This window comes from Streptomyces sp. NPDC104581 (genome assembly GCF_055583685.1).
This window is the reverse complement of record NZ_JBVJNN010000001.1, coordinates 123,082-142,928: the sequence shown is the minus strand read 5'-3', so window position 1 is coordinate 142,928 and position 19,847 is coordinate 123,082. Positions and strand designations below refer to the sequence as shown.

Annotated in this window: 13 protein-coding genes; 9 read left to right on the top strand and 4 right to left on the bottom strand. The window is 71.8% G+C overall.

Going from position 1 to position 19,847, the window contains the following annotated elements; all coding sequences use genetic code 11:
- The first annotated feature begins 43 nt into the window (after positions 1–43).
- From ACZ61E_RS00595 to clpB, 8 genes are all read left to right on the top strand, one after another.
- Positions 44–1,384 carry a PP2C family protein-serine/threonine phosphatase gene (locus ACZ61E_RS00595; RefSeq protein WP_469696320.1) on the top strand — a complete coding sequence of 447 codons (1,341 nt, stop codon included), beginning with the start codon at positions 44–46 and terminating at the stop codon, positions 1,382–1,384.
- A 206-nt stretch (positions 1,385–1,590) separates the two neighbouring features.
- Positions 1,591–2,340 (top strand): HAD family hydrolase, encoded by a 750-nt coding sequence (locus ACZ61E_RS00590; RefSeq protein ID WP_469696318.1) that lies wholly within the window; start codon positions 1,591–1,593, stop codon positions 2,338–2,340.
- Positions 2,337–4,691, top strand: a complete 2,355-nt coding sequence (locus ACZ61E_RS00585; RefSeq protein WP_469696317.1) for a glycoside hydrolase family 65 protein — start codon at positions 2,337–2,339, stop codon at positions 4,689–4,691. Before ACZ61E_RS00590 ends, ACZ61E_RS00585 begins: the two co-directional genes overlap by 4 nt.
- 244 nt (positions 4,692–4,935) lie before the next feature.
- Entirely contained in the window at positions 4,936–6,840 is a 1,905-nt protein-coding gene (gene dnaK, locus ACZ61E_RS00580) for a molecular chaperone DnaK (protein ID WP_469696315.1), read from the top strand.
- Positions 6,841–6,847: 7 nt separating this feature from the next.
- A complete protein-coding gene (locus tag ACZ61E_RS00575) occupies positions 6,848–7,438 on the top strand; it encodes a nucleotide exchange factor GrpE (protein WP_469696314.1) in 591 nt (196 codons plus the stop codon).
- Positions 7,439–7,445: 7 nt separating this feature from the next.
- Positions 7,446–8,408 carry a DnaJ C-terminal domain-containing protein gene (locus tag ACZ61E_RS00570; RefSeq protein ID WP_469696312.1) on the top strand — a complete coding sequence of 321 codons (963 nt, stop codon included), beginning with the start codon at positions 7,446–7,448 and terminating at the stop codon, positions 8,406–8,408.
- Positions 8,405–8,734, top strand: coding sequence for a chaperone modulator CbpM (locus tag ACZ61E_RS00565; protein ID WP_469696310.1), 330 nt, complete (start codon positions 8,405–8,407; stop codon positions 8,732–8,734). Before ACZ61E_RS00570 ends, ACZ61E_RS00565 begins: the two co-directional genes overlap by 4 nt.
- On the top strand, positions 8,725–11,364 hold the full coding sequence (clpB, locus tag ACZ61E_RS00560) for an ATP-dependent chaperone ClpB (RefSeq protein WP_469696309.1): 2,640 nt from the start codon (positions 8,725–8,727) through the stop codon (positions 11,362–11,364). The genes ACZ61E_RS00565 and clpB overlap by 10 nt, the downstream gene beginning before the upstream one ends.
- Positions 11,365–11,473: 109 nt before the next feature.
- Here the strand turns inward: clpB and ACZ61E_RS00555 are convergent, their stop codons facing one another.
- Positions 11,474–12,169 carry an SGNH/GDSL hydrolase family protein gene (locus ACZ61E_RS00555; RefSeq protein ID WP_469696308.1) on the bottom strand — a complete coding sequence of 232 codons (696 nt, stop codon included), beginning with the start codon at positions 12,167–12,169 and terminating at the stop codon, positions 11,474–11,476.
- Positions 12,170–12,398: 229 nt separating this feature from the next.
- Between ACZ61E_RS00555 and ACZ61E_RS00550 the strand changes: the two genes are divergently transcribed.
- A complete protein-coding gene (locus ACZ61E_RS00550) occupies positions 12,399–13,355 on the top strand; it encodes a right-handed parallel beta-helix repeat-containing protein (protein WP_469696306.1) in 957 nt (318 codons plus the stop codon).
- Between the two features lie 117 nt (positions 13,356–13,472).
- Here ACZ61E_RS00550 and ACZ61E_RS00545 read toward each other — a convergent pair whose 3' ends face one another.
- From ACZ61E_RS00545 to ACZ61E_RS00535, 3 genes are read right to left on the bottom strand one after another with little or no spacing between them, the layout of a single operon-like run.
- Complete coding sequence (locus ACZ61E_RS00545) at positions 13,473–14,765, bottom strand: extracellular solute-binding protein (RefSeq protein ID WP_469696304.1); 1,293 nt, start codon at positions 14,763–14,765, stop codon at positions 13,473–13,475.
- Positions 14,762–15,895, bottom strand: coding sequence for a hypothetical protein (locus tag ACZ61E_RS00540; RefSeq protein WP_469696302.1), 1,134 nt, complete (start codon positions 15,893–15,895; stop codon positions 14,762–14,764). The genes ACZ61E_RS00545 and ACZ61E_RS00540 overlap by 4 nt, the downstream gene beginning before the upstream one ends.
- On the bottom strand, positions 15,895–19,803 hold the full coding sequence (locus ACZ61E_RS00535; RefSeq protein WP_469696299.1) for a tetratricopeptide repeat protein: 3,909 nt from the start codon (positions 19,801–19,803) through the stop codon (positions 15,895–15,897). Before ACZ61E_RS00535 ends, ACZ61E_RS00540 begins: the two co-directional genes overlap by 1 nt.
- Positions 19,804–19,847 lie beyond the last annotated feature (44 nt).

Sequence of the window (19,847 nt, the reverse complement as noted above, 5' to 3'; positions counted from 1 at the left end):
GGGACGCCGGAACGCAACCCCTCACCCGGAGGAAGAAGCCGACGTGACCACTGCGACGCCCGGGGACGACTCCCTCGACGTGGACCACGCCCTCCAGGACGCCCTGGACCGGCTGACCATCGTGGCCAACGCCTCCGAGGCGCTGTCCAGCACGCTCGACCTCGAACAGGGGCTGCGCCGCCTGTGCAGGGTGCTCGTCCCCGCCCTCGCCGACTGGTGCGCCATCGACCTGGTCGAGAGCGAGGGGCGGCTGCGCCGCGTGGTGGTGGAGCACCGGGAGCCCGACCTGCTGCCCCCGGGATTCCTGGAGGCGCTGCTGCCGCCGGCCGACGAGTCCTCCCCGGCCCCGCTGGCGCGGGCCCTGCGGGGCGCCGGGCCCCTGCGCCTCGCGGACTTCCCCGACCCGGCCGAGGGCGCCGACGCCCTGCACCGCGCCGAGCTGCGGACCTTCGAGCAACTGGGCGCGCACCGCGCCGTACTGGCCCCGCTCCGCGCCCGCCACCAGGTGCTCGGCGCGCTGACCCTGGTGCGCACCGGCCCGGAGGTGCTCGACGACGAGGACCGGCTGCCGCTGATCGAGGACCTCTCCCACCGCATCGCCATGGCCGTGGACAGCGCGCGACTGCACGGCCAGATCGCCCACACGGCCGAACGGCTCCAGCGTTCCCTGCTGCCGGACCTGCCCGACGGCGGACCGCTGGAGATCGCGGCACGGTACGACCCCGCGCGGGCGAGCGCCGAGGTCGGCGGTGACTGGTACGACGCGTTCACGCTGCCCGACGGAGCCCTCACCCTGATCATCGGCGACGTCACCGGGCACGACCTGAAGGCCGCGGTGGCCATGAGCCAGATGCGCAACATGCTCCGGGGCATCGCCTGCGACCGCAAGGAGCCGCCGGGCAAGATCCTCGCCCGGCTGGACGCCGCGAACGAGATCCTCTATCCGGGACAGACCCTCACCTGCCTGTACGGCCTGCTCACCAAGCCCGAACCGGACGGCCCCTGGCTCTTCCAGTACGCCGTGGCCGGGCACCCCGCCCCGCTGCTGATCACCCGCGAGGGCGACACCCGTTTTCTGGAGGGCGGCCGGAGCATCCTGCTGGGCGTCGCGTCCGAGACGATCCGCCCCGACGCCGCCGAACCCCTGCCGCCGGGCTCGACGGTCCTGCTGTACACGGACGGGCTGATCGAGCGCCGCCGCGAGACGTTCGACGACGGCATGACGCGGCTGCGCCTGCACGCCGCGGCACTGGCCCGCGCCCCGCTGGAGGAGTTCTGCGACGAACTCGTCGTGGCCCTCGGTGATGCCGGGACGGACGACATCGCGATGATCGCGGTACGCGTTCCGCCCGGCATCGAGCCGTACACCGCCACCGCCGAATGAGCGAGGGGCCTTCGGCCCGCCGGGGGATTTCCCCGGCATTCCCCCGGCGATCCCCGACGGATTTCCGCGGTAATCCCATGGGTTTCTCCCCCGTTCTGCCCATCCGCGAACGGGACCCCGCCGCGAATGTTCCCGAGGACCCGTCCGGCCCGCCGCCCTACGATTACCGGGAAAGCAGCTCCCTTCCACGCCAGAAGGTGCACCGCATGACGAAACTCGGCCTCCCGGACGGAATCCGGGCCTGTCTCTTCGACCTCGACGGTGTCATCACGAAGACGGCCGTCGTCCACGCGGCCGCCTGGAAGGAGACATTCGACGAATTCCTCCGGGAACGCGGTGGCGGGGAATTCCGCCCGTTCGACGCCGTCACCGACTACAACAGGTACGTCGACGGCCTCCCCCGCGCCGCGGGCGTACGCACCTTCCTCGCCTCGCGCGATGTCGAACTGCCCGAGGGCTCACCGGACGACCCGCCCGACCGGGCCACCGTCCAGGGACTGGGCAACCGCAAGAACGACCGGCTGCTGAAGAGGATCAAGGCGGGCGGTGTCGATGCGTACGACGGCTCCCTGAGCTACATCCGGGCCGTCCGGGCGGAAGGACTGCGCACCGCCGTGGTCTCCTCCAGCACCAACTGCCGCGACATCCTCCGGGCGATCGGCGCCGAGGACCTCTTCGACACCCGTGTCGACGGGATCGTCGCCGCGGAGCGCGGACTGCCCGGCAAGCCCGACCCCGCGCCCTTCCTCGCCGCGGCAGGTGACCTGGGCGTCGAGGCGTCGGCCGCAGCCGTCTTCGAGGACGCGCTGGCGGGCATGGAGGCGGGCAGGTCCGGCCACTTCGGGTACGTCGTGGGCGTCGACCGGGTGGGCCAGGCCGACGCCCTGCGCTCGCACGGCGCGGACACGGTCGTCACCGATCTGGCCGACCTCGCCGACCGGGAGCCGCGGGCATGATCACCGACTCGATGTACGCGGTGGAGCCCTGGTCCCTCCGCGAGACGGAGCTCAACCTCGACGTGCTCCCGCAGAGCGAGTCGGTCTTCGCCCTCTCCAACGGTCACATCGGCTGGCGCGGCAACCTGGACGAGGGCGAGCCGCACGGTCTGCCCGGCTCCTATCTCAACGGCGTCCACGAGCTGCACCCCCTGCCGTACGCCGAGGCCGGATACGGCTACCCGGAGTCCGGCCAGACCGTCATCAACGTCACCAACGGCAAGATCATCCGCCTGCTGGTCGACGACGAGCCCTTCGACCTGCGCTACGGGCAGCTCCGCTCCCACGAGCGGGTGCTCGACCTGCGTTCGGGTCTGCTGCACCGCACCTGCGAGTGGACCTCACCGGCCGGCAGCACCGTACGGGTGCGCTCCACCCGGCTCGTCTCCTTCACCCAGCGCGCGGTCGCCGCCGTCTCCTACCGGGTCGAGGCGGTCGACACCGAGGTCCGCGTCGTCATCCAGTCCGAGCTGGTGGCCAACGAGCAACTGCCCGGCGCCGCGGCCGATCCCCGCGCCGCCGTCGCGCTGGAGTCGCCCCTGGAGGCGGAGGAGACCTTCGCCTCCGGAAACCGGCTGCGGCTGGTGCACCGCACCCGCCGCAGTGGTCTGCGCGTCGGCGCCGCGGCCGACCACGTCGTCGGCGGACCCGAGCCGACCACCACCGAGTGCGAGTCCGACGACGACATCGCCAGGCTGACTGTCACCTCCGTCCTGGCCCCCGGCAAGAGCCTGCGCCTGGACAAACTCGTCGCGTACGGCTGGTCCAGCACCCGGTCGCTGCCCGCCGTCGCCGATCAGGTGGACGCCGCCCTGGCCAGCGCCGCGAGCATCGGCTGGGACGGCCTCGCCGGCGAACAGCGCGCCTATCTCGACGACTTCTGGCAGTGCGGCGACGTGCAGGTGGACGGTGACGAGAAGATCCAGCAGGCCGTGCGCTTCGCCCTCTTCCACGTACTCCAGGCAGGTGCCCGCGCCGAGCAACGGGGCATCCCCGCCAAGGGGTTGACCGGCTCCGGCTACGACGGGCACGCCTTCTGGGACACCGAGGCGTTCGTCCTGCCGCTGCTCACCTACACCTCACCGGACGCGGTGTCCCAGGCGCTGCGCTGGCGCCAGAGCACGCTGCCCGCCGCGCGGGACCGCGCCGAGCAACTCGGCCTGAGGGGGGCCGCGTTCCCCTGGCGGACCATCGACGGCTCGGAGTGCTCGGCCTACTGGCCGGCCGGCGCCGCCGCCTTCCACGTGAACGCCGGGATCGCCGACGCGGCCCTGGGCTATCTCTCCGCCACGCACGACGAGGACTTCGAGCGCGACTGCGCCGTCGAACTGCTCGTGGAGACGGCGCGGTTGTGGAGATCGCTCGGACACCACGACCACCACGGCGCCTTCCACATCGACGGGGTCACCGGTCCCGACGAGTACAGCGCCGTCGTCGACGACAACACGTACACCAATCTGATGGCCCGGACTAATCTGACGGCCGCGGCGGACATCGTGGAGCGCAACGCCGACGTCGCGGCCCGGCTCGGCGTGGACGACGAGGAGAGCGCCGCCTGGCGCGACGCGGCCGACGCCATGAGCATCCCCTACAACAGTGAGCTGCGGGTCCACGAGCAGGACGCCGGATTCACCCGGCACCAGGTGTGGGACTTCGAGAACACCCGGCCCGACCAGTACCCCCTGCTGCTCCACTTCCCGTACTTCGACATCTACCGCAAACAGGTCGTCAAACAGGCCGACCTGGTCCTGGCGATGGTCAAGTGCAGCTCGTACTTCGACGCCGATCACAAGGCCCGCAACTTCGCCTACTACGAAGCCCTCACCGTCCGCGACTCCTCCCTGTCGGCCTGCTGTCAGGCGGTCATGGCCGTGGAGACGGGGCACCTGCGGCTGGCCTACGACTATCTGACCGAGGCCGCGCTGATGGACCTGGAGGATCTGGAGCACAACACCCGCGACGGTCTCCACATCGCCTCCCTCGCCGGCGCCTGGATGGTGCTGGTGGTCGGCTTCGGCGGAATGCGGCACGGCTGGAACAGACTGGACTTCGCGCCGAGACTGCCCGAGGAGATCAGCCGGCTCGCGTTCACGATGCAGTTCCAGGGCCGCCACCTCCGGGTGGAGATCACGCCGACCACCGCGACGTACACCCTCCCGACCGGTGACCCGCTGCGGATCCACCACTACGGCGACGCCCTCACCGTCCACGGCGGAGTCGCCGAGGCCCGCGCCATCCCCGCCGTCGTGGCCCCGCCCGCACCGGCCCACCCGCCGGGCCGCAGGCCCAACCAGGCCCGGCCCCGTCGCTGACCTCACACGACGCCCGCCATCACGGACACCTTTCGCATGCCCTGACAAATAATGTGAAACTGGACGGCAGTGAGTGGCATGCGCCGGCCACCGGGCGTACGACCCGCGGGGCGAGGACGGCGAGGCCCTGACACGTCACGGCCCCGCCGACGCGACACGGTTCACCGGGCCCGGCCCCGCCGTCGCGGCGGGCCGAACGCCCGCGGCCGAGCGCCTGGGAGCGGCAGTTCTGAGGAGTACTTCCATGGCCAAGGCAGTAGGAATCGATCTCGGCACCACCAACTCGGTGATCGCCGCGTGGGAGGGCGGCGAGGCGACCGTGCTCCCCAACGCGGAGGGCACCCGCACCACACCCTCCGTGGTCGGATACACCGACTCGGGGGAGCGCCTGATCGGGCAGCTCGCCCGGCGTCAGGCGATCCTCAATCCGAAAGGCACCATCTACTCGGCCAAGCGCTTCATCGGCCGCCACTACGACGAGATATCCGACGAGGCCAAGGCCGTCGCGTACGACGTGGTCGAGGGCGACGGCGGCGTCGCCCGTATCGACGTACGGGGCAAGCTCTACGCCCCCGAGGAGATCAGCGCGCTCGTGCTGCGCAAACTCGCCGACGACGCCGGGAAGTCCATGGGGGAACGGGTCACCGAGGCCGTCATCACCGTGCCCGCCTACTTCAACGACGCCCAGCGCACCGCCACCAAGGACGCCGGCCGGATCGCCGGCCTCGACGTGCTGCGCATCATCAACGAGCCGACCGCCGCCGCGCTCGCGTACGGGCTGGACAAGAAGGAGCACGAGACCGTGCTCGTCTTCGACCTGGGCGGCGGCACCTTCGACGTGAGCATCCTGGACGTCGGGGACGGAGTGGTCGAGGTGCGTTCCACCGCCGGTGACAGCCACCTCGGCGGCGACGACTTCGACCGCCGACTCGTGGATCACCTCGCGGACACCTTCCAGCGGGAGAACGGCATCGACCTGCGACAGGACCCGCAGGCCCTGCAACGCCTCTTCGAAGCCGCCGAGAAGGCCAAGACCGAACTCAGCTCGGTCAGCCGGACACAGGTCAGCCTGCCCTTCGTCACCGCCGACGCCTCCGGCCCCAAGCATCTGACCGAGACGGTCATGCGGTCCACGTTCGAGCAGATCACCGCCGATCTCGTCGAACGCTGTCTGGACCCCGTCCAGCAGGCGCTGGCCGACGCCAAGGTCAGCGACCAGGACATCGACGAGGTCATCCTCGTCGGCGGCTCCACCCGGATGCCCGCCGTACAGGCCCTGGTGCGCCGGCTCACCGGTGGCAAGGACCCCAATATGAGCGTCAACCCCGACGAGGTCGTGGCGCTCGGCGCCGCGATCCAGGCGGGTGTCCTCAAGGGCGAGGTCAAGGACGTCCTGCTGCTCGACGTCACACCGCTCTCCCTCGGTGTGGAGACGCGCGGCGGCGTCATGACGAAGATCATCGAGCGGAACACCACGATCCCCGTCCGCCGTTCCGAGACGTTCTCCACCGCCGAGGACAACCAGCCGGCCGTGGACGTGGTGGTGGTGCAGGGCGAACGTGAACTGGCCGCCGACAACCGGGTGCTGGGCCGCTTCCAGCTCGCCGACATCCGCCCCGCGCCGCGCGGTGAACCACAGATCGACGTGACCTTCGACATCGACGCCAACGGCATCCTCGATGTCACCGCGAAGGACAAGGCCACCGGCAAGGAGCAGTCCATCACCATCAGCGAGGGCTCCAACCTCGATCCCTCCGAGGTCGAACGGATGGTCGCCGAGGCCGAGAGCAACCGGGGAGAGGACCGGGCGCTGCGCGAGGCCGTCGACGCGCGCAACGAACTCGACTCCGCCGCCTACCAGGTGGAGCGGAGCCTCACCGAACTCGGTGACTCCGCGCCCGAACACGAGACGGCCCGCGCGCGGATGCTGGTCACCGACGCCCGTCAGGCCGTCGCGGACGGGGCGGACCCGGCCAGGGCGAGGTCACTGACCTCCGAACTCCAGCAGGTCCACGCGGCGTTGGCCGCCCGTCGGGCCGGACCGGCGCCGGGCGGGGACGAGGGAGAGCAGGGCTCCGGGACGGACGAGGACGCGCGTGGCCGTGGCGCCGACGACGATGTCATCGACGCCGAGTTCGACAAGAGCTGAAGCCGCCATGACCCACTCCCCGGAACCGGCGGACGAACCGCGGCCCGAACGCGGGACGCCGGACGGCCCCGCCCCGTCCGCCGAAGCCACCGAAGCGACCGAAGCGACCGAAGTCACCGAAGTCACCGAGCCGTCGGGACCGTCGGAACCGGCCGCCTCCGCCGAGTCCGCCGAGTCGTCGGAACTGCGGGACCGCTGGCGACGCGCCCTCGCCGACCTCGACAACGTCCGCAAACGCCGTACGAAGGAGCTGACGCGCGAACGTGAGGCGGAGCGCGCCCGTGTCTGCGCCGACTGGCTGCCCGTGCTGGACAACCTCGAACTCGCCCTGGCCCACGCCGAGCCGGACTCCGGCTCCGTCGTCCAGGGGGTCGAGGCCGTACGCGGCCAGGCCGTCGACATCCTCCACCGCCTCGGCTACCCGAGGGACGACGAGACCGGCGTCCCCTTCGACCCGGCCAGACACGAAGCCGTCAGCGTGGTCGACGATCCCGGCTCCGAGCCGGGCACGGTCGTCCGGTGCCTGCGCCCCGGCTACGGCACCCCCGGCCACCAACTGCGCCCGATGGCCGCCGTCGTCAGCAAGCGGCAGGAGTGACGAGCCCATGGCAGCCGACCTCTACGAGGCCCTCGGCGTGCCGCGCACCGCGAGCACCGAGGAGATCCAGCAGGCGTACCGCGCCCGTGCCCGCAGGTACCACCCGGACATCAACAAGGACCCCGGCGCCGAGGAACGCTTCAAGGAGCTCAACGAGGCGTACAGCGTCCTGTCCGACCCCGGGACCCGCGCACGCTACGACCGGTTCGGCGCCGACTTCCGGCGGATACCGGAGGATGACGACGAGTATCAGCGGTACGGCGCGTACGGTGACCGCGCGGCGGCCGGTGCGGGCAGAGGGGGACGGGCACGCCGCGGACGGGGGTACGGGGACGGCGGTGACCCCTTCGGCGGCCCCGGCGGCCCCGGTGGCATCGACTTCGAGGACCTCTTCGGCGGGATGTTCGGGGCGCGCGGCGCACGGAGCCGGGTGCCCGGCGCCGACCAGGAGGCCGAACTCTCCCTCACGGTAGAGGAGGCGTACCGGGGCGGTCACCGCGGCGTCACCCTCGGCGGGCCCGGCGGACAGCGGACGTACGACGTCGACATCCCGCGCGGTGTCACCGACGGACAGCGGATCCGCCTCGCCGGTCAGGGCGGCCGGGGCAGCGGCGACGCACCCGCGGGCGACCTCTATCTGAGGGTGCGCCTCGCACCGCACGACACGTTCCGTGTGCAGGGCCGCGACCTCTCCGTCCGGCTGCCCCTCACCCCCTGGGAGGCCGCGCTCGGAGCCACGCTGCCCGTCCCCACACCGCAGGGCACCGCCAAGGTCACCGTCCCGGCCGGGTCCTCCAGCGGACGACGGCTCCGGCTGCGCGGCCAGGGCCTGCCCAACCCGCGCGGAACGGACGGCGACCTCTACGCCGAACTGCGGATCACGGTGCCGCCGTACCCCACCGACCGTGAGCGCGACCTCTTCGAACAGCTCGCCGGAGCCTCCGACTTCGACCCGAGGAGGACACCGTGACCACCCCACGGCGCACCGTCCACGCGCTGGTACCGCTCCCCGGCCTCTCCCTGGAGACCGTCGCCCGACGGTCCGGCCTGCACCCCGACACCGTCCGCAAGTTCGTCGCCCTCGGACTGCTCGACGCCCGCCGGGAGGCGTCCGGCCGGCTCCGCTTCGCCGAGAGCGCCCCGTTCGACCTCGCCCGTCTGGAACGGCTCAGGGTCGGCCTCTGCCTCAACTACGCCTCGCTCGGCGTGGTGGTCGACCTGCTCGACCGCATCAGCCGCCTCGAAACAGCGCTGCGCCGCAGCGGTACCGGGAGTGATCAGCAGCCATGGACATGAACCGGCTCACCCAGAAGTCCCAGGAAGCCCTCCAGGACGCCCAGACCGTGGCCCTGCGGCTCGGGCAGCACGAGACCGACGGCGACCACCTGCTGCTCGCCCTCCTGGACCAGCGCGACGGACTCGTCCCCCGGCTGCTGGACCAGGCGGGCGCCGACACCGACGCGCTGCGCACCGACGTGGAGACCGAACTCGCCCGCAGGCCCCGCAGCACGGGTCCGGGCACCGCCCCCGGCCAGGTCTTCGTCACCCAGCGCCTCAGCCGGCTGCTGGACACCGCCGAACAGGAGGCGCACCGGCTCAAGGACGAGTACGTCTCCGTCGAACACCTCGTGCTCGCCCTCGCCGACGAGGGCTCCGCGACCCCCGCCGGCCGGCTCCTCAAGCGGCACGGCGTCACGACGGACAACTTCCTGGCCGCGCTCACCCGGGTCCGCGGCAACCAGCGCGTGACCTCCGCGACCCCCGAAGGGGCGTACGAGGCCCTGGAGAAGTACGGCCGAGACCTGGTGGGCGAGGCACGCGAGGGCACACTCGACCCGGTGATCGGCCGCGACGCCGAGATCCGCCGCGTCACCCAGATCCTCAGCCGCAAACGGAAGAACAACCCGGTCCTCATCGGGGACCCCGGTGTCGGCAAGACGGCCGTCGTGGAAGGACTCGCCCAGCGCATCGTGCGCGGCGACGTCCCCGAAGGGCTGCGCGACAAGACCGTCTTCTCCCTCGACATGGGGTCCCTGGTGGCGGGCGCCAAGTACCGCGGTGAGTTCGAGGAGCGCCTCAAGGCCGTACTGAGCGAGGTCAAGGCCGCCGCCGGGCGCATCCTGCTCTTCGTGGACGAACTGCACACCGTGGTCGGCGCCGGAGGCGGCCCCGAGGGCGCGATGGACGCGGGCAACATGCTCAAGCCCATGCTCGCCCGCGGCGAACTCCATATGATCGGCGCCACCACCCTGGACGAGTACCGCCGCCACATCGAGACCGACGGAGCGCTCGAACGCCGCTTCCAGCAGGTACTGGTGGACGAGCCGAGCGTGGAGGACACCGTCTCCATCCTCCGCGGGCTGCGCGAACGCCTGGAGGTCTTCCACGGCGTGCGGATCCAGGACACCGCGCTGGTCGCGGCGGCCACCCTCAGCCACCGCTACATCTCCGACCGCTTCCTCCCCGACAAGGCCATCGACCTCGTGGACGAGGCATGTGCCCGGCTGCGTACCGAGATCGACTCCATGCCCGCCGAACTCGACGAGATCACCCGCCGGGTCACCCGTCTGGAGATCGAGGAGGCCGCCCTCGCCAAGGAGCCGGACCCCGCCAGCCGGGCCCGCCTCGACGAGCTCCGCCGCGAACTCGCCGACCGGCGCGGCGAGGCCGACGCGGCCCAGGCGCAGTGGGAGGCCGAACGCCAGGCCATCCGCCGGGTCCAGGACCTGCGCCAGGAGCTGGAACAGGTACGGCGCGAGGCGGCGGAGGCGGAGCGGAACTACGACCTCGACCGGGCCGCCGAACTGCGCTACGGCAGGACCGTCGACCTGGAACGCCGGCTCGCGGCCGAGGAAGAACAACTCGCCGCCAAGCAGGGCGAGTCCAGCCTGCTCCGGGAAGTGGTCACGGAGGACGAGATCGCCGAGATCGTGGCCGCCTGGACCGGTGTCCCCGTGGCCCGGCTCCAGGAGGGCGAGCGCGAGAAGCTGCTGCGCCTGGACGAGATACTCCAGGAGCGCGTCATCGGCCAGGACGAGGCGGTCCGGCTGGTCGCCGACGCCATCATCCGGGCCCGTTCCGGCATCCGCGATCCGCGCAGGCCCATCGGGTCGTTCATCTTCCTGGGACCGACCGGAGTGGGAAAGACCGAACTCGCCAAGACCCTCGCGGCGGCCCTCTTCGACTCCGAGGAGAACATGGTCCGCCTCGACATGAGCGAGTACCAGGAACGGCACACGGTGAGCCGGCTCGTCGGCGCGCCTCCCGGCTACGTCGGGTACGAGGAGGGTGGCCAGCTCACCGAGGCCGTGCGCCGCAAGCCGTACTCCGTCGTCCTGTTCGACGAGATCGAGAAGGCGCACGCCGACGTCTTCAACACCCTGCTCCAGATACTGGACGACGGCCGCATCACCGACGCGCAGGGCCGGACGGTCGACTTCCGCAACACGGTGATCATCATGACGTCCAACATCGGGTCGTCCCATCTGCTCGACGGAGCCACCTCCGGCGGCGAGATCAGGCCCGAGGCACGGGAACTGGTCACGGCGGAGCTGCGCGGCCACTTCCGCCCCGAGTTCCTCAACCGGGTCGACGACATCGTGCTCTTCAAGCCGCTGGGCCCCGGCCAGATCGAGCGCATCGTGGACCTCCAGTTCAACGAACTGCGCGAGCGGCTGGGGATGCGCCGGATCGGTGTCGACCTCACCCCGCGGGCCCGCGAACTCATCGCCCACCAGGGCTTCGACCCGGTCTACGGCGCCAGGCCGCTGCGCCGCTACATCTCCCACGAGGTCGAGACCCTCATCGGCCGGGCCCTGCTGCGCGGGGACGTGGAGGACGGCGAGACGATCCTGGTCGACGCGCAGAACGGCGAACTGGTCGTGACGTTCGCGGAGAGCCGGCCGCGTGAGACGGCGGGCGTCTGAGGCCGGCCTCTGAGGGCCTGCGCCCGCCCCGGCCGGGCGGGTCCGTACCGGCCCGGGCCGCCGGACGCCCGGCGGCGCCCTCGCGGGCCCGCCGCTCAGACGGCGGTCGTCACCCGGCCGGGGCGGGCGCAGGTGCTGCGTCCATCGTCCGTGCCAGCGCTTTGACCACCTCGGACGCCATCACCGCCTGACCCGATGTCGAGAAGTGGATACGGTCGGCGCTCAGCAGATCCGGCCGCGCGTTGAGCGGGTGGTCCCACATGTCGACGACGACCACGCCGTGCTCGACGGCCAGTGCCTCGGTGAGGGCGTTGAGCGTGCGCACCCGCTCGGCGAAATCCGCGAACGCCGGCACGTCGAAGGCCCTGCCGAGGGTGAACGTCGTCAGCCGCGCCCCGGTCCCCGCCGCCCGCTCGAAGACACGCCGCGCGGTGTGCTCGATGAGCCGGAAGTCCGGCCGCCGCCGGAACAGGTCGTTGGCCCCGCAGGCGATATGCAGCAGGTCCGGGGCGAACGCGACGATCTCGTCCATCTGCCCGGCCAGCGTGTCGGCCGTGGTGGCCCCGGCGGTGCCGGTGTTCAGATACACCAGGTCCGGGCGGACGCGGCGCAACGCGTCGGCGACCCGACTGCCCCACGGCAGGCTCGCGTAGCCGGGGCTCGGGTCCCCGGTCCCGGCGGCCAGGCTGTCGCCGGCCACCGCGAACCGCCGCCAGGGGGCCCCGGTGAGAAGCCCCGCGGCGCGCGCGGGGGAGAGGCAGAGGGGATCGGTCTCTTCGGTGAGGATAGGGGCCGTTGTCGTCATGACGTAAAAGTACGATCGATCGTGCGCACATTCAAGGAGTCGCGATTCCCGGAATGTCGGCGTGTCGCCGGCCGGGACGGTCGTCGGGGCAGGGGAATCCCGCTATTGGTACGGACCTTGACGGGGTTCGCTCGTGTCCCTACGGTGACGAGTCGGCTCCTGAATTCACAAGCTCGCTCCCTGTTCGTATATGAGAACCCCACAGACTCTTCGCAGGAAGGCGCTTGCGATGCGTACCCGAAGGCTGCTCCCCACTCTCCTCGCGGTCGTCACGACGGCCGGCCTGCTCTCCGTGGCCGCCGCCCCGGCGCACGCGGCGGTCATCAACGTGAAGACCGCCGCCGAACTGAAGGCGGCGCTCACCGCCGCGCGCCCCGGCGACACGATCCAGCTCGCGGACGGCAACTACACCGGAAACTTCAAGGCGCTGGTCGCCGGTACCGCCGACTCCCGCATCACGCTCGCCGGTTCGGAGAAGGCCGTGCTCAACGCGGGCGGCGGATACGTGCTGCACCTCAACGGCGCCTCGTACTGGACCGTCAAGGGCATCACCCTCACCGGCGCCCAGAAGGGGATCATGACGGACGCCGCCGACGGCGTCGTCATCGACTCGGTCGTCGTGCACGACCTGGACATGGAAGGCGTCCACTTCCGCGACACCAGCCGCGACGGAATCATCAGGAACTCCCGGATATACGACACCGGCAACGACGGCCGGGGCATGGGCGAAGGCGTCTACGTCGGCTCGGCCGGCTCCACCTCCGACAAGAGCGACAACACGCAGATCATCGGCAACACGATCGGCCCCGACGTCGGCGGCGAGGCCATCGACATCAAGGAGGGCACCACCGGAGCGAAGATCATCGGGAACACCTTCGACGGTCGTGGGCTGACCGGCGCGAACTTCGACGACTCCTGGGTCGACGTGAAGGGCAACAACACGCTCGTCGAGAACAACACCGGGAAGAACACCACCAACAACGGCTTCGAGACCCACACCCAGCAGCCGGGCTGGGGCTGCGGCACCGTCTTCCGGGGCAACAGGTCGGACCTCACCGGCGCCACCGGTGACCGGCAGCTCGCCATCAACGTCACCGCCGACACGGCCGGTTGCCGGACCACCGTCCACTCGAACAACACGGTCACCGGCGGGCGCGGCCTCACGAACATCGCCGTCACACCCTGACGGACACCGCCGTCACACCCTGACGACCGGCTCCGTCCCCGGCCGTCGCACGGCCGTCGCACGGACTCGGCGGTCGCGTGCGGCGACCGGGGACGAACCGGCCCCTGCCCCGCCCGCCTACCTGCCGGGCGGCAGATCGCACAGGTCCTCCAGAACGAACGCCCTGGCCTTCTTCTGGAGCAGCCGCTCCGCCTCCAGCTGGGTGAGCAGACCGTCGAGCACCGCCTCGTCCTGCGGCTTCTCCAGGAACTCCAGTACCGCCCGCTGGAAAGCACCCCGCAGCGTCGACGGCATGGCATCGGAGGCGTCGAGGCAGATCGCCTCCGCGCCGTCGAGTATCCGCAGCACCTCCTTCGAGGCCGGGGTCGCCCCCGCCGCACCCGGCGCCCCCGCCGCACCGGTCGGGAAGAACGGCCGCTCCTGCGGCTTCGCCGCCTCGACCCATTCGGTGCGGGCCTCCGACGAGGTGAGTTCGAGCACCAGGTCCCACGCGGCGTCACTCGGTTTGAACACCGCGGCCATGTCCCCCGCGACCTCGAACACGTTCCGGTCCGCGGGCAGTCCCTCGACGAAGTCCGAGGTCGGGGCCGGCATCACATCGGGGCCGTAGTGGCGGCGGACGAAGGCACCCTGGTGCTCGCGCGTGCAGTCGCCCGCGTTCAGCAGCCCGAACCCGCCGTCGGCCAGGCTCTCGAACGGCCTGGTGATCGCTTTCTCGGCGCTCGCCACATCGGTGGAGAGCACCGCGGCCCAGTCCAGCCACGCCCGCTTCACCCGCTTGTCGGTCCATGCCAGGGCGCCGGTGGCCCACTGTTCGTAGACGTAGCGGCCCTGCCTCTGGAGCAGCAGGTCCTCGATCCAGTCCGTGCCCGGCCAGCCCGACGTCGCGCCCGACGCCATGCCCAGACACCATCTGGCGTCCTCGGCCCCCGCCCTCTCCTCGCCCGGTCTGCTCCAGACGACGGACTTGAGATCCACCCGCACCGGCGCCCAGTAAGCCTGCTCCTCGGTGTTCCCGTGCCTGTCCGGGACGCTGATGCGTGGTGCCCAGGGCTCGATGGCCCGGCTCGTCACCTTCGGCGGCAGCGGCTGGGCGTCCCCGTCGCGCGCGTACTGGGCCAGCTCACCGGGGCCGTTGAGGATCGCCACGTCGGGCGGGGACTCCGTCCGCAGCTGCGCGACGAGAGTCTCCCTCAGCGAGCGGGTGCCCTCGTACACATAGCGCCGGCCCTTCCGGTCGCCCATCTCCTCCAGCATCTTCTTGAACGGCGTCGCCTCGCGGCCCGTCCAGGGACCGAGGACCACCAGCGTCGGTCTCTCGTCGGCCGCGCAGCCCGCCGGCACGACAGCGGCCCCGGCGAGCAGGGCGACCGCCAGCACCTGGCGCACGAATCGGTACGGAGCCCTCACGGCGTCCTCCAAAGGATCCGCAGATGCCTGCGGCCGTAGTGGAACAGGGTGAACCCCGTCGCCACCGCGCCCGCCGCCCCGACGGCCAGGGCGAGTTCGGCGGCCAGCGTCCACGCACCGGGGTGTGTACCGCGCAGACCGGTGGCCAACTCCTCGTCCAGTACCTCGATCCGGGTCGCGGCCCGTGGCGTCACGCTCACCGCGGCCAGCTCGACGCCCGCCGACGCCACCTTCCGCTGCGCGTGCTGCTGGCCGGCGGCCCCGAGCACCAGTACGCCGAGTGCCAGCACCACCGGCAGCGCGTACAGCGTCAACAGCGGGCTGCGCACCCGTAGTTGCCCCAGGACGAAGTCGATGGTGCCGACGACGGCGAAGACGAAGACCAGCACGGCGAGCAGGGCGCCCCACGCCGTCACGGCGGAGAGCGCGGTCCAGCCCGACAGCTCGGAGGCGTCCGCTCTCAACTCCCCTTCAAGGGCCCTGATACGGTTGAGGACGGCCGTGGGGTCGGACGACTCGGACGGTGCGCCGAGCAGACTCGCGGCGTAGTCCAGTCCCGCCGTGCGCAGCACCTTGCTGTCGTGGTGGCTGTCGGCCCAGCCGATCCAGTCGTCGTAGGCCACCACCAGCCCCGACACGACACGGACCTCCTGCTCCTGTTCGGCGCGCAGCGCCTTCGTCTGGGCCGTGTTGTTGAGGCTCTGCGACCCCTCGGTCAGCAGGGACGGGTACGTCTCCCCGAGCCCGACGAGATCGGTCTGGAGCAGGGGTTCGCCCTCGTCCCCGCCGAGCCGCAGCGTCGCCTCCTGGTGCGCCAGTTCCAACGACGTTCTCGCGTGGGCCAGTTCGACCATGGCGGGGGCGTAACGCTCGCGCAGCCGCTCCGTACGGCCGTCGAGATCCAGATACGCCGTCCCGGCGAGTGCCAGGACGGCCAGGGCGAGCGCCGGGAGCAGCAGCATGCGACTGAACAGGAACGGAGCCGTGTGCCGCCGCCGGCCGGTGGGCGTACGGCCCGATGACCGGCGCCACATCGGCAGCCACACCGACCGCCACAGGGCGGCCCCGGCCGATCCGGCCGCCGCCTGCGTGGACCGGAGCCGCGAACCCGCGGAGGGGCGGCCGGCCATCAGCGCTCCCCGGTGAAGGCGTTCCAGCGGTCGTCCGTGCGGCCCCCGTCGTCCGGAGTCCGCGACGCGTCCGTCGTCCGGCCGCCCAGCAGGGCCCGCAGCCGGCCGGGCCGCCAGCCGCGCAGCCTGCCCTGGCGCCGCTCACCCCTGCTGTGGCTGAACGCGAACGGCCGGGTCCGGTAGGCGTTGTCCAGCAGGGCCCTCTCCAGGGCGGTGTGTTCACGCAGCGCGGTGCGCGGCACCTGCTCGGAGAGCCGTTCGTAACCGACGCCGAGCTGTTCGCGCAGATCGTGTTCCGTCAGGGGGATCGGGATCTCCTTGTCCAGGGACTCCCGCAGCGCCCGCAGCGGGTCGGACTCCGGGGCCGTCGTGACCAGCCTGAGCAGCAGCTCCAACAGGTCGGTGCGCAGACGCTCCTGGGCGTGACGGTCCGTCAGTCCCTCGTACCGGGCCAGCCGGTGGAGCGCCACGCACGCCTGCTTCGCGGCGGCCACACTCGGCGGGCCCCCCTCGGCCGACAGATCCGCGTGAATACGCACCATGCCGGTGCGGGCGGCGGTGCGGTGCCGTGAGTCGGGCGGTACGGCTTCGAGCCGGGCGAGCGCCGGTCCGCTGTCACCGTCGGCCAGATGGATACGGGCCAGTCCGAACGCGGCGCTGCCGAGCGCGTGGTTGCGTTTCCACACCGCTCCGTAGAAGACCATCGCCTCCTCAGGCCGGTCGAGGATCTCGTAGCAGTACCCGAGGGCGAGCTTGGGCGCGTACTCGCCGGGAATCGACGCGTAGACCCCGTCGAAGGACACGAGCGCCGACTCCACGTCGCCCGCGGTGAGCTGGAGCAGTCCCCGGTGCCAGCGCAGCCGCCAGTCGTACTCCGCCAGTGAGCCGACGGCGGCCTCGGCCCGTCTCAGCTCGGCGGCGGCGGACGCCAATCCCGCGTCCGCGCCGGCCGGCTGGTAGCGGGCGGCCTCCAGATGGAGACGGCAGCGCAGGAGGGCCAGCTCGGGGGAGAGCTGCCAGTCCGCGCTGAGCTGGAGCAGACCGGCCGGATCGTCGTACGACGTGCGCTGCAACTCCTTCCAGTTGGGATCCTGGCGGCTCGGCCGCGGAACGGGCAGCCCCACGGCCACCTCGGCGGGCAGCGGTGGCCGTATCGTCAGCGGGCGCTTGTGGTTGCCTCCGCGCCGCCACTGTTCGAGCGGCGGGGCCTTGCCGAGTTCGCCGTCGAGAGCGGTGGGCGCGGCCGAGAACAGCGGCGACGGCTCGAACGTCTCCTCACCGAGGCGCAGCGACCGCAGCTCCCGCAGCACCCCGTGGAGCTGCACGGCCATCTCCCGCGCGTCGGCGAACCGGTCCTCGGGGCGCGGGGCCTGCGCCCGGTTGAGGACGCGCTGGAGTGAGGTCGTGCCGAGGTCGACGGGGTGGGCCGGGACCCGGTCCAGAAGCTCCTGGAGGACGGCTCCGACCGCGAACAGATCGGCCGCGACCGTCACTTCGGTGGAGGCACCGAGTTCCGGCGCCCGGTAGGTGACCGGCCCCGGGTGCCCGATCTTCCGTACGCCCGCGACGTCGATGAGCTTGATGCCGTTGCCGCAGTGCATCACGTTGGTGAGGGAGAGGTCGCCGTAGACGAAGCCCTCCTCGTCGTGCAGATAGCTGAGCGCGTCCAGGATCCGCAGGCCGTAGGCGGCGATGAACTCGTGCACACGGTAGCCGTCGAAGGGTGCCTCGTCCCGCGCGATCTGCTCGGCGACCCACTGGAGCGGCGCCCCGTCGGCGAACTCCATCACGATGAACCGGGCGTTGTTGGCGGGGTGTTCCGGCTGGTCGGGCCGGCCGGGATGCCGGGCGTGGTTGAACACCTTGATGATGGAGGGGTGGTTGAGACTGACCAGCCGCAGCAGTTCGAGTCGGGAGGTCTGCCGGTCGGTCGCGTCGCCGGGGTCCCGCGCGCCCTTCAGGGCCACCGGGCGGTTCTCCAGCATCAGGTCGCGGGCGAGGTAGACCTGCCCGAAGCTGCCCTCGCCGAGCAGCCCGACGACCTTGTACTGCTGGTGCAGTTCCTGGCCGCTCACGAGGCCGGACTCCCACTCCTTCGGCGGCTCCGCCTCGGGCTCGACGAACGTGTCGGGGTCCTCGACGGTGATGTGCGGCAGATCGGTGAGGCCGTCACCGGGCGGACTCACCACGTACTCGCCCGGCGCGTAGGGGCGGTCGAGGAGCCGTACGGCGGATCCGGTCCGCTGGATGGCGTCCTCGACGTCGATGTCGAGCAGGAACAGCGCGTGGGTGAGGGCGGCGGTCTTGCGCGGGACCCCGCCGTCCGTGCGCAGACCGGCGAGCCGGGCGACCAGCCGGGCATGGACCGGCCGGGGCGCGCCGGTGATGCGCCGGACACCGGGATGTGCGTTGAGCCTGCGGAATCTTCGCTCCAGCTCGGCGAGCACGTCGAGCCGCCCGGTGACGGCCGTCGTACGGCGCTCGGCCCAGCCGTCGTCGAGCAGCGTGTCCACGACCTGTCCGAGCGACGGGGACGACGCGTCACGGAAGACGAGCAGCAACCGGGTGTGGCCGCTCGCCCGTAACGCCCTGAGGAGGGGTATCGCCGCCTCGCCCGTCGGGGCCGTCCGGTCGACCGAGAGGAACGCGGCGGCGACCGGCGGGCCGTCCCCGGCGATCCGGGCCAGCGCGAGGTCCTGGTCCTCGGGTCCGTGGTGCGGGCCTGGGCTCTCCGACCCGGCGGGTCCGGCCGGACCGGGCGGATCGACGGGGCCCGCGAGTCCCATGCGTTCGGCGGTGAGCGCGATGAGCTGCCCCGCCGTCAGCCCCGTCGTGTCCACGGCGATGTCGATCGACCCCGCGGGCGGTCCGGCGGCGCTCCTCGTGCCCGCCGGCCGCGGATTGCGCTCACGGTCGGCGAGGTTGAGGGTGGCGTGGATCGCCGACATGTCGTCGTGACGGTCGTCGCGGGCGAAGATCACCTCCACGGGCTCCGTGGCCGCGCGCCTGCCGGCCGCCGGGTCGGCCCCGGACACCGGATCCGAGACCGGGGCCGCGGCGGACTTGGACGCCCCCGCCCCCGTCGCCGGGACCGAGTCGATGAGCCAGTGGGTCACCTTGCGGCGCAGCCCGAGAGCCCGAGTCGAACCGCTTCCGGGCGGATCGCGCGGGATGGTGGGCGACACGGCGGGAGGCCCCGTCACCCGCAACTCCGTCAGATGGCGCAGGATCGTGTCGGTCGGGATCATGTACGCGTGGCTGACCGCGACCGGATAGCGCTCGGTCCCGAACTGATGGACCAGGATGCCCAGAACCTCGCCCGATTCGGCGACCACACCACTGCCGCTGTACCCGTGGCGCACCGCGTACGACCCGCCGTCCGGGTCGAGCTGGACCCACTCGGGATAGCGCGCCGGACCGCCGAGCCCCATGAGGCGGGCGTCGATGTGCTCGCCGCCGGGCAGCCGGTCCGTGTATCCGACCGAGTGCACCGGTGTACCGCGGGCGGGGATACGGCGGTGCAGTACGGCGGTGGCCACCGGTGGTTCGGCGGCCAGCCGCAGCAGCGCGATGTCACCGCTGAACCGTGAGGTGGGCGGCGCGAGCCGCTCGGACAGCACCTCGGCGCGCAGGCGCAGGGGCGGGTCGGAGGGCGCGCCGGGGAACTCCGCGTACAGCGTCTCGACCGGCCGGAGCGGATCGCGGCTCCGGCCGCCGGACTCCCACGCGCCGTCCGTCCTGCGGCGCGGTTTGGCCAGCACCACATGGGCGCAGGTGAGCACCAGTCCGCCCGGCAGCAGCACGCCCGCGCCGAGCGGCGGCGCCGCGCCGGTCTCGTCCTCGGTCAGGCGGACGCGCCAAGCGCCCTCCTGCGAGCCGGAGTTGGAAGTGGCTTCGGGCTCCCTCATACTGCACAACAATAACCACGGGGGGTGACAACGGGCCCCCGCTG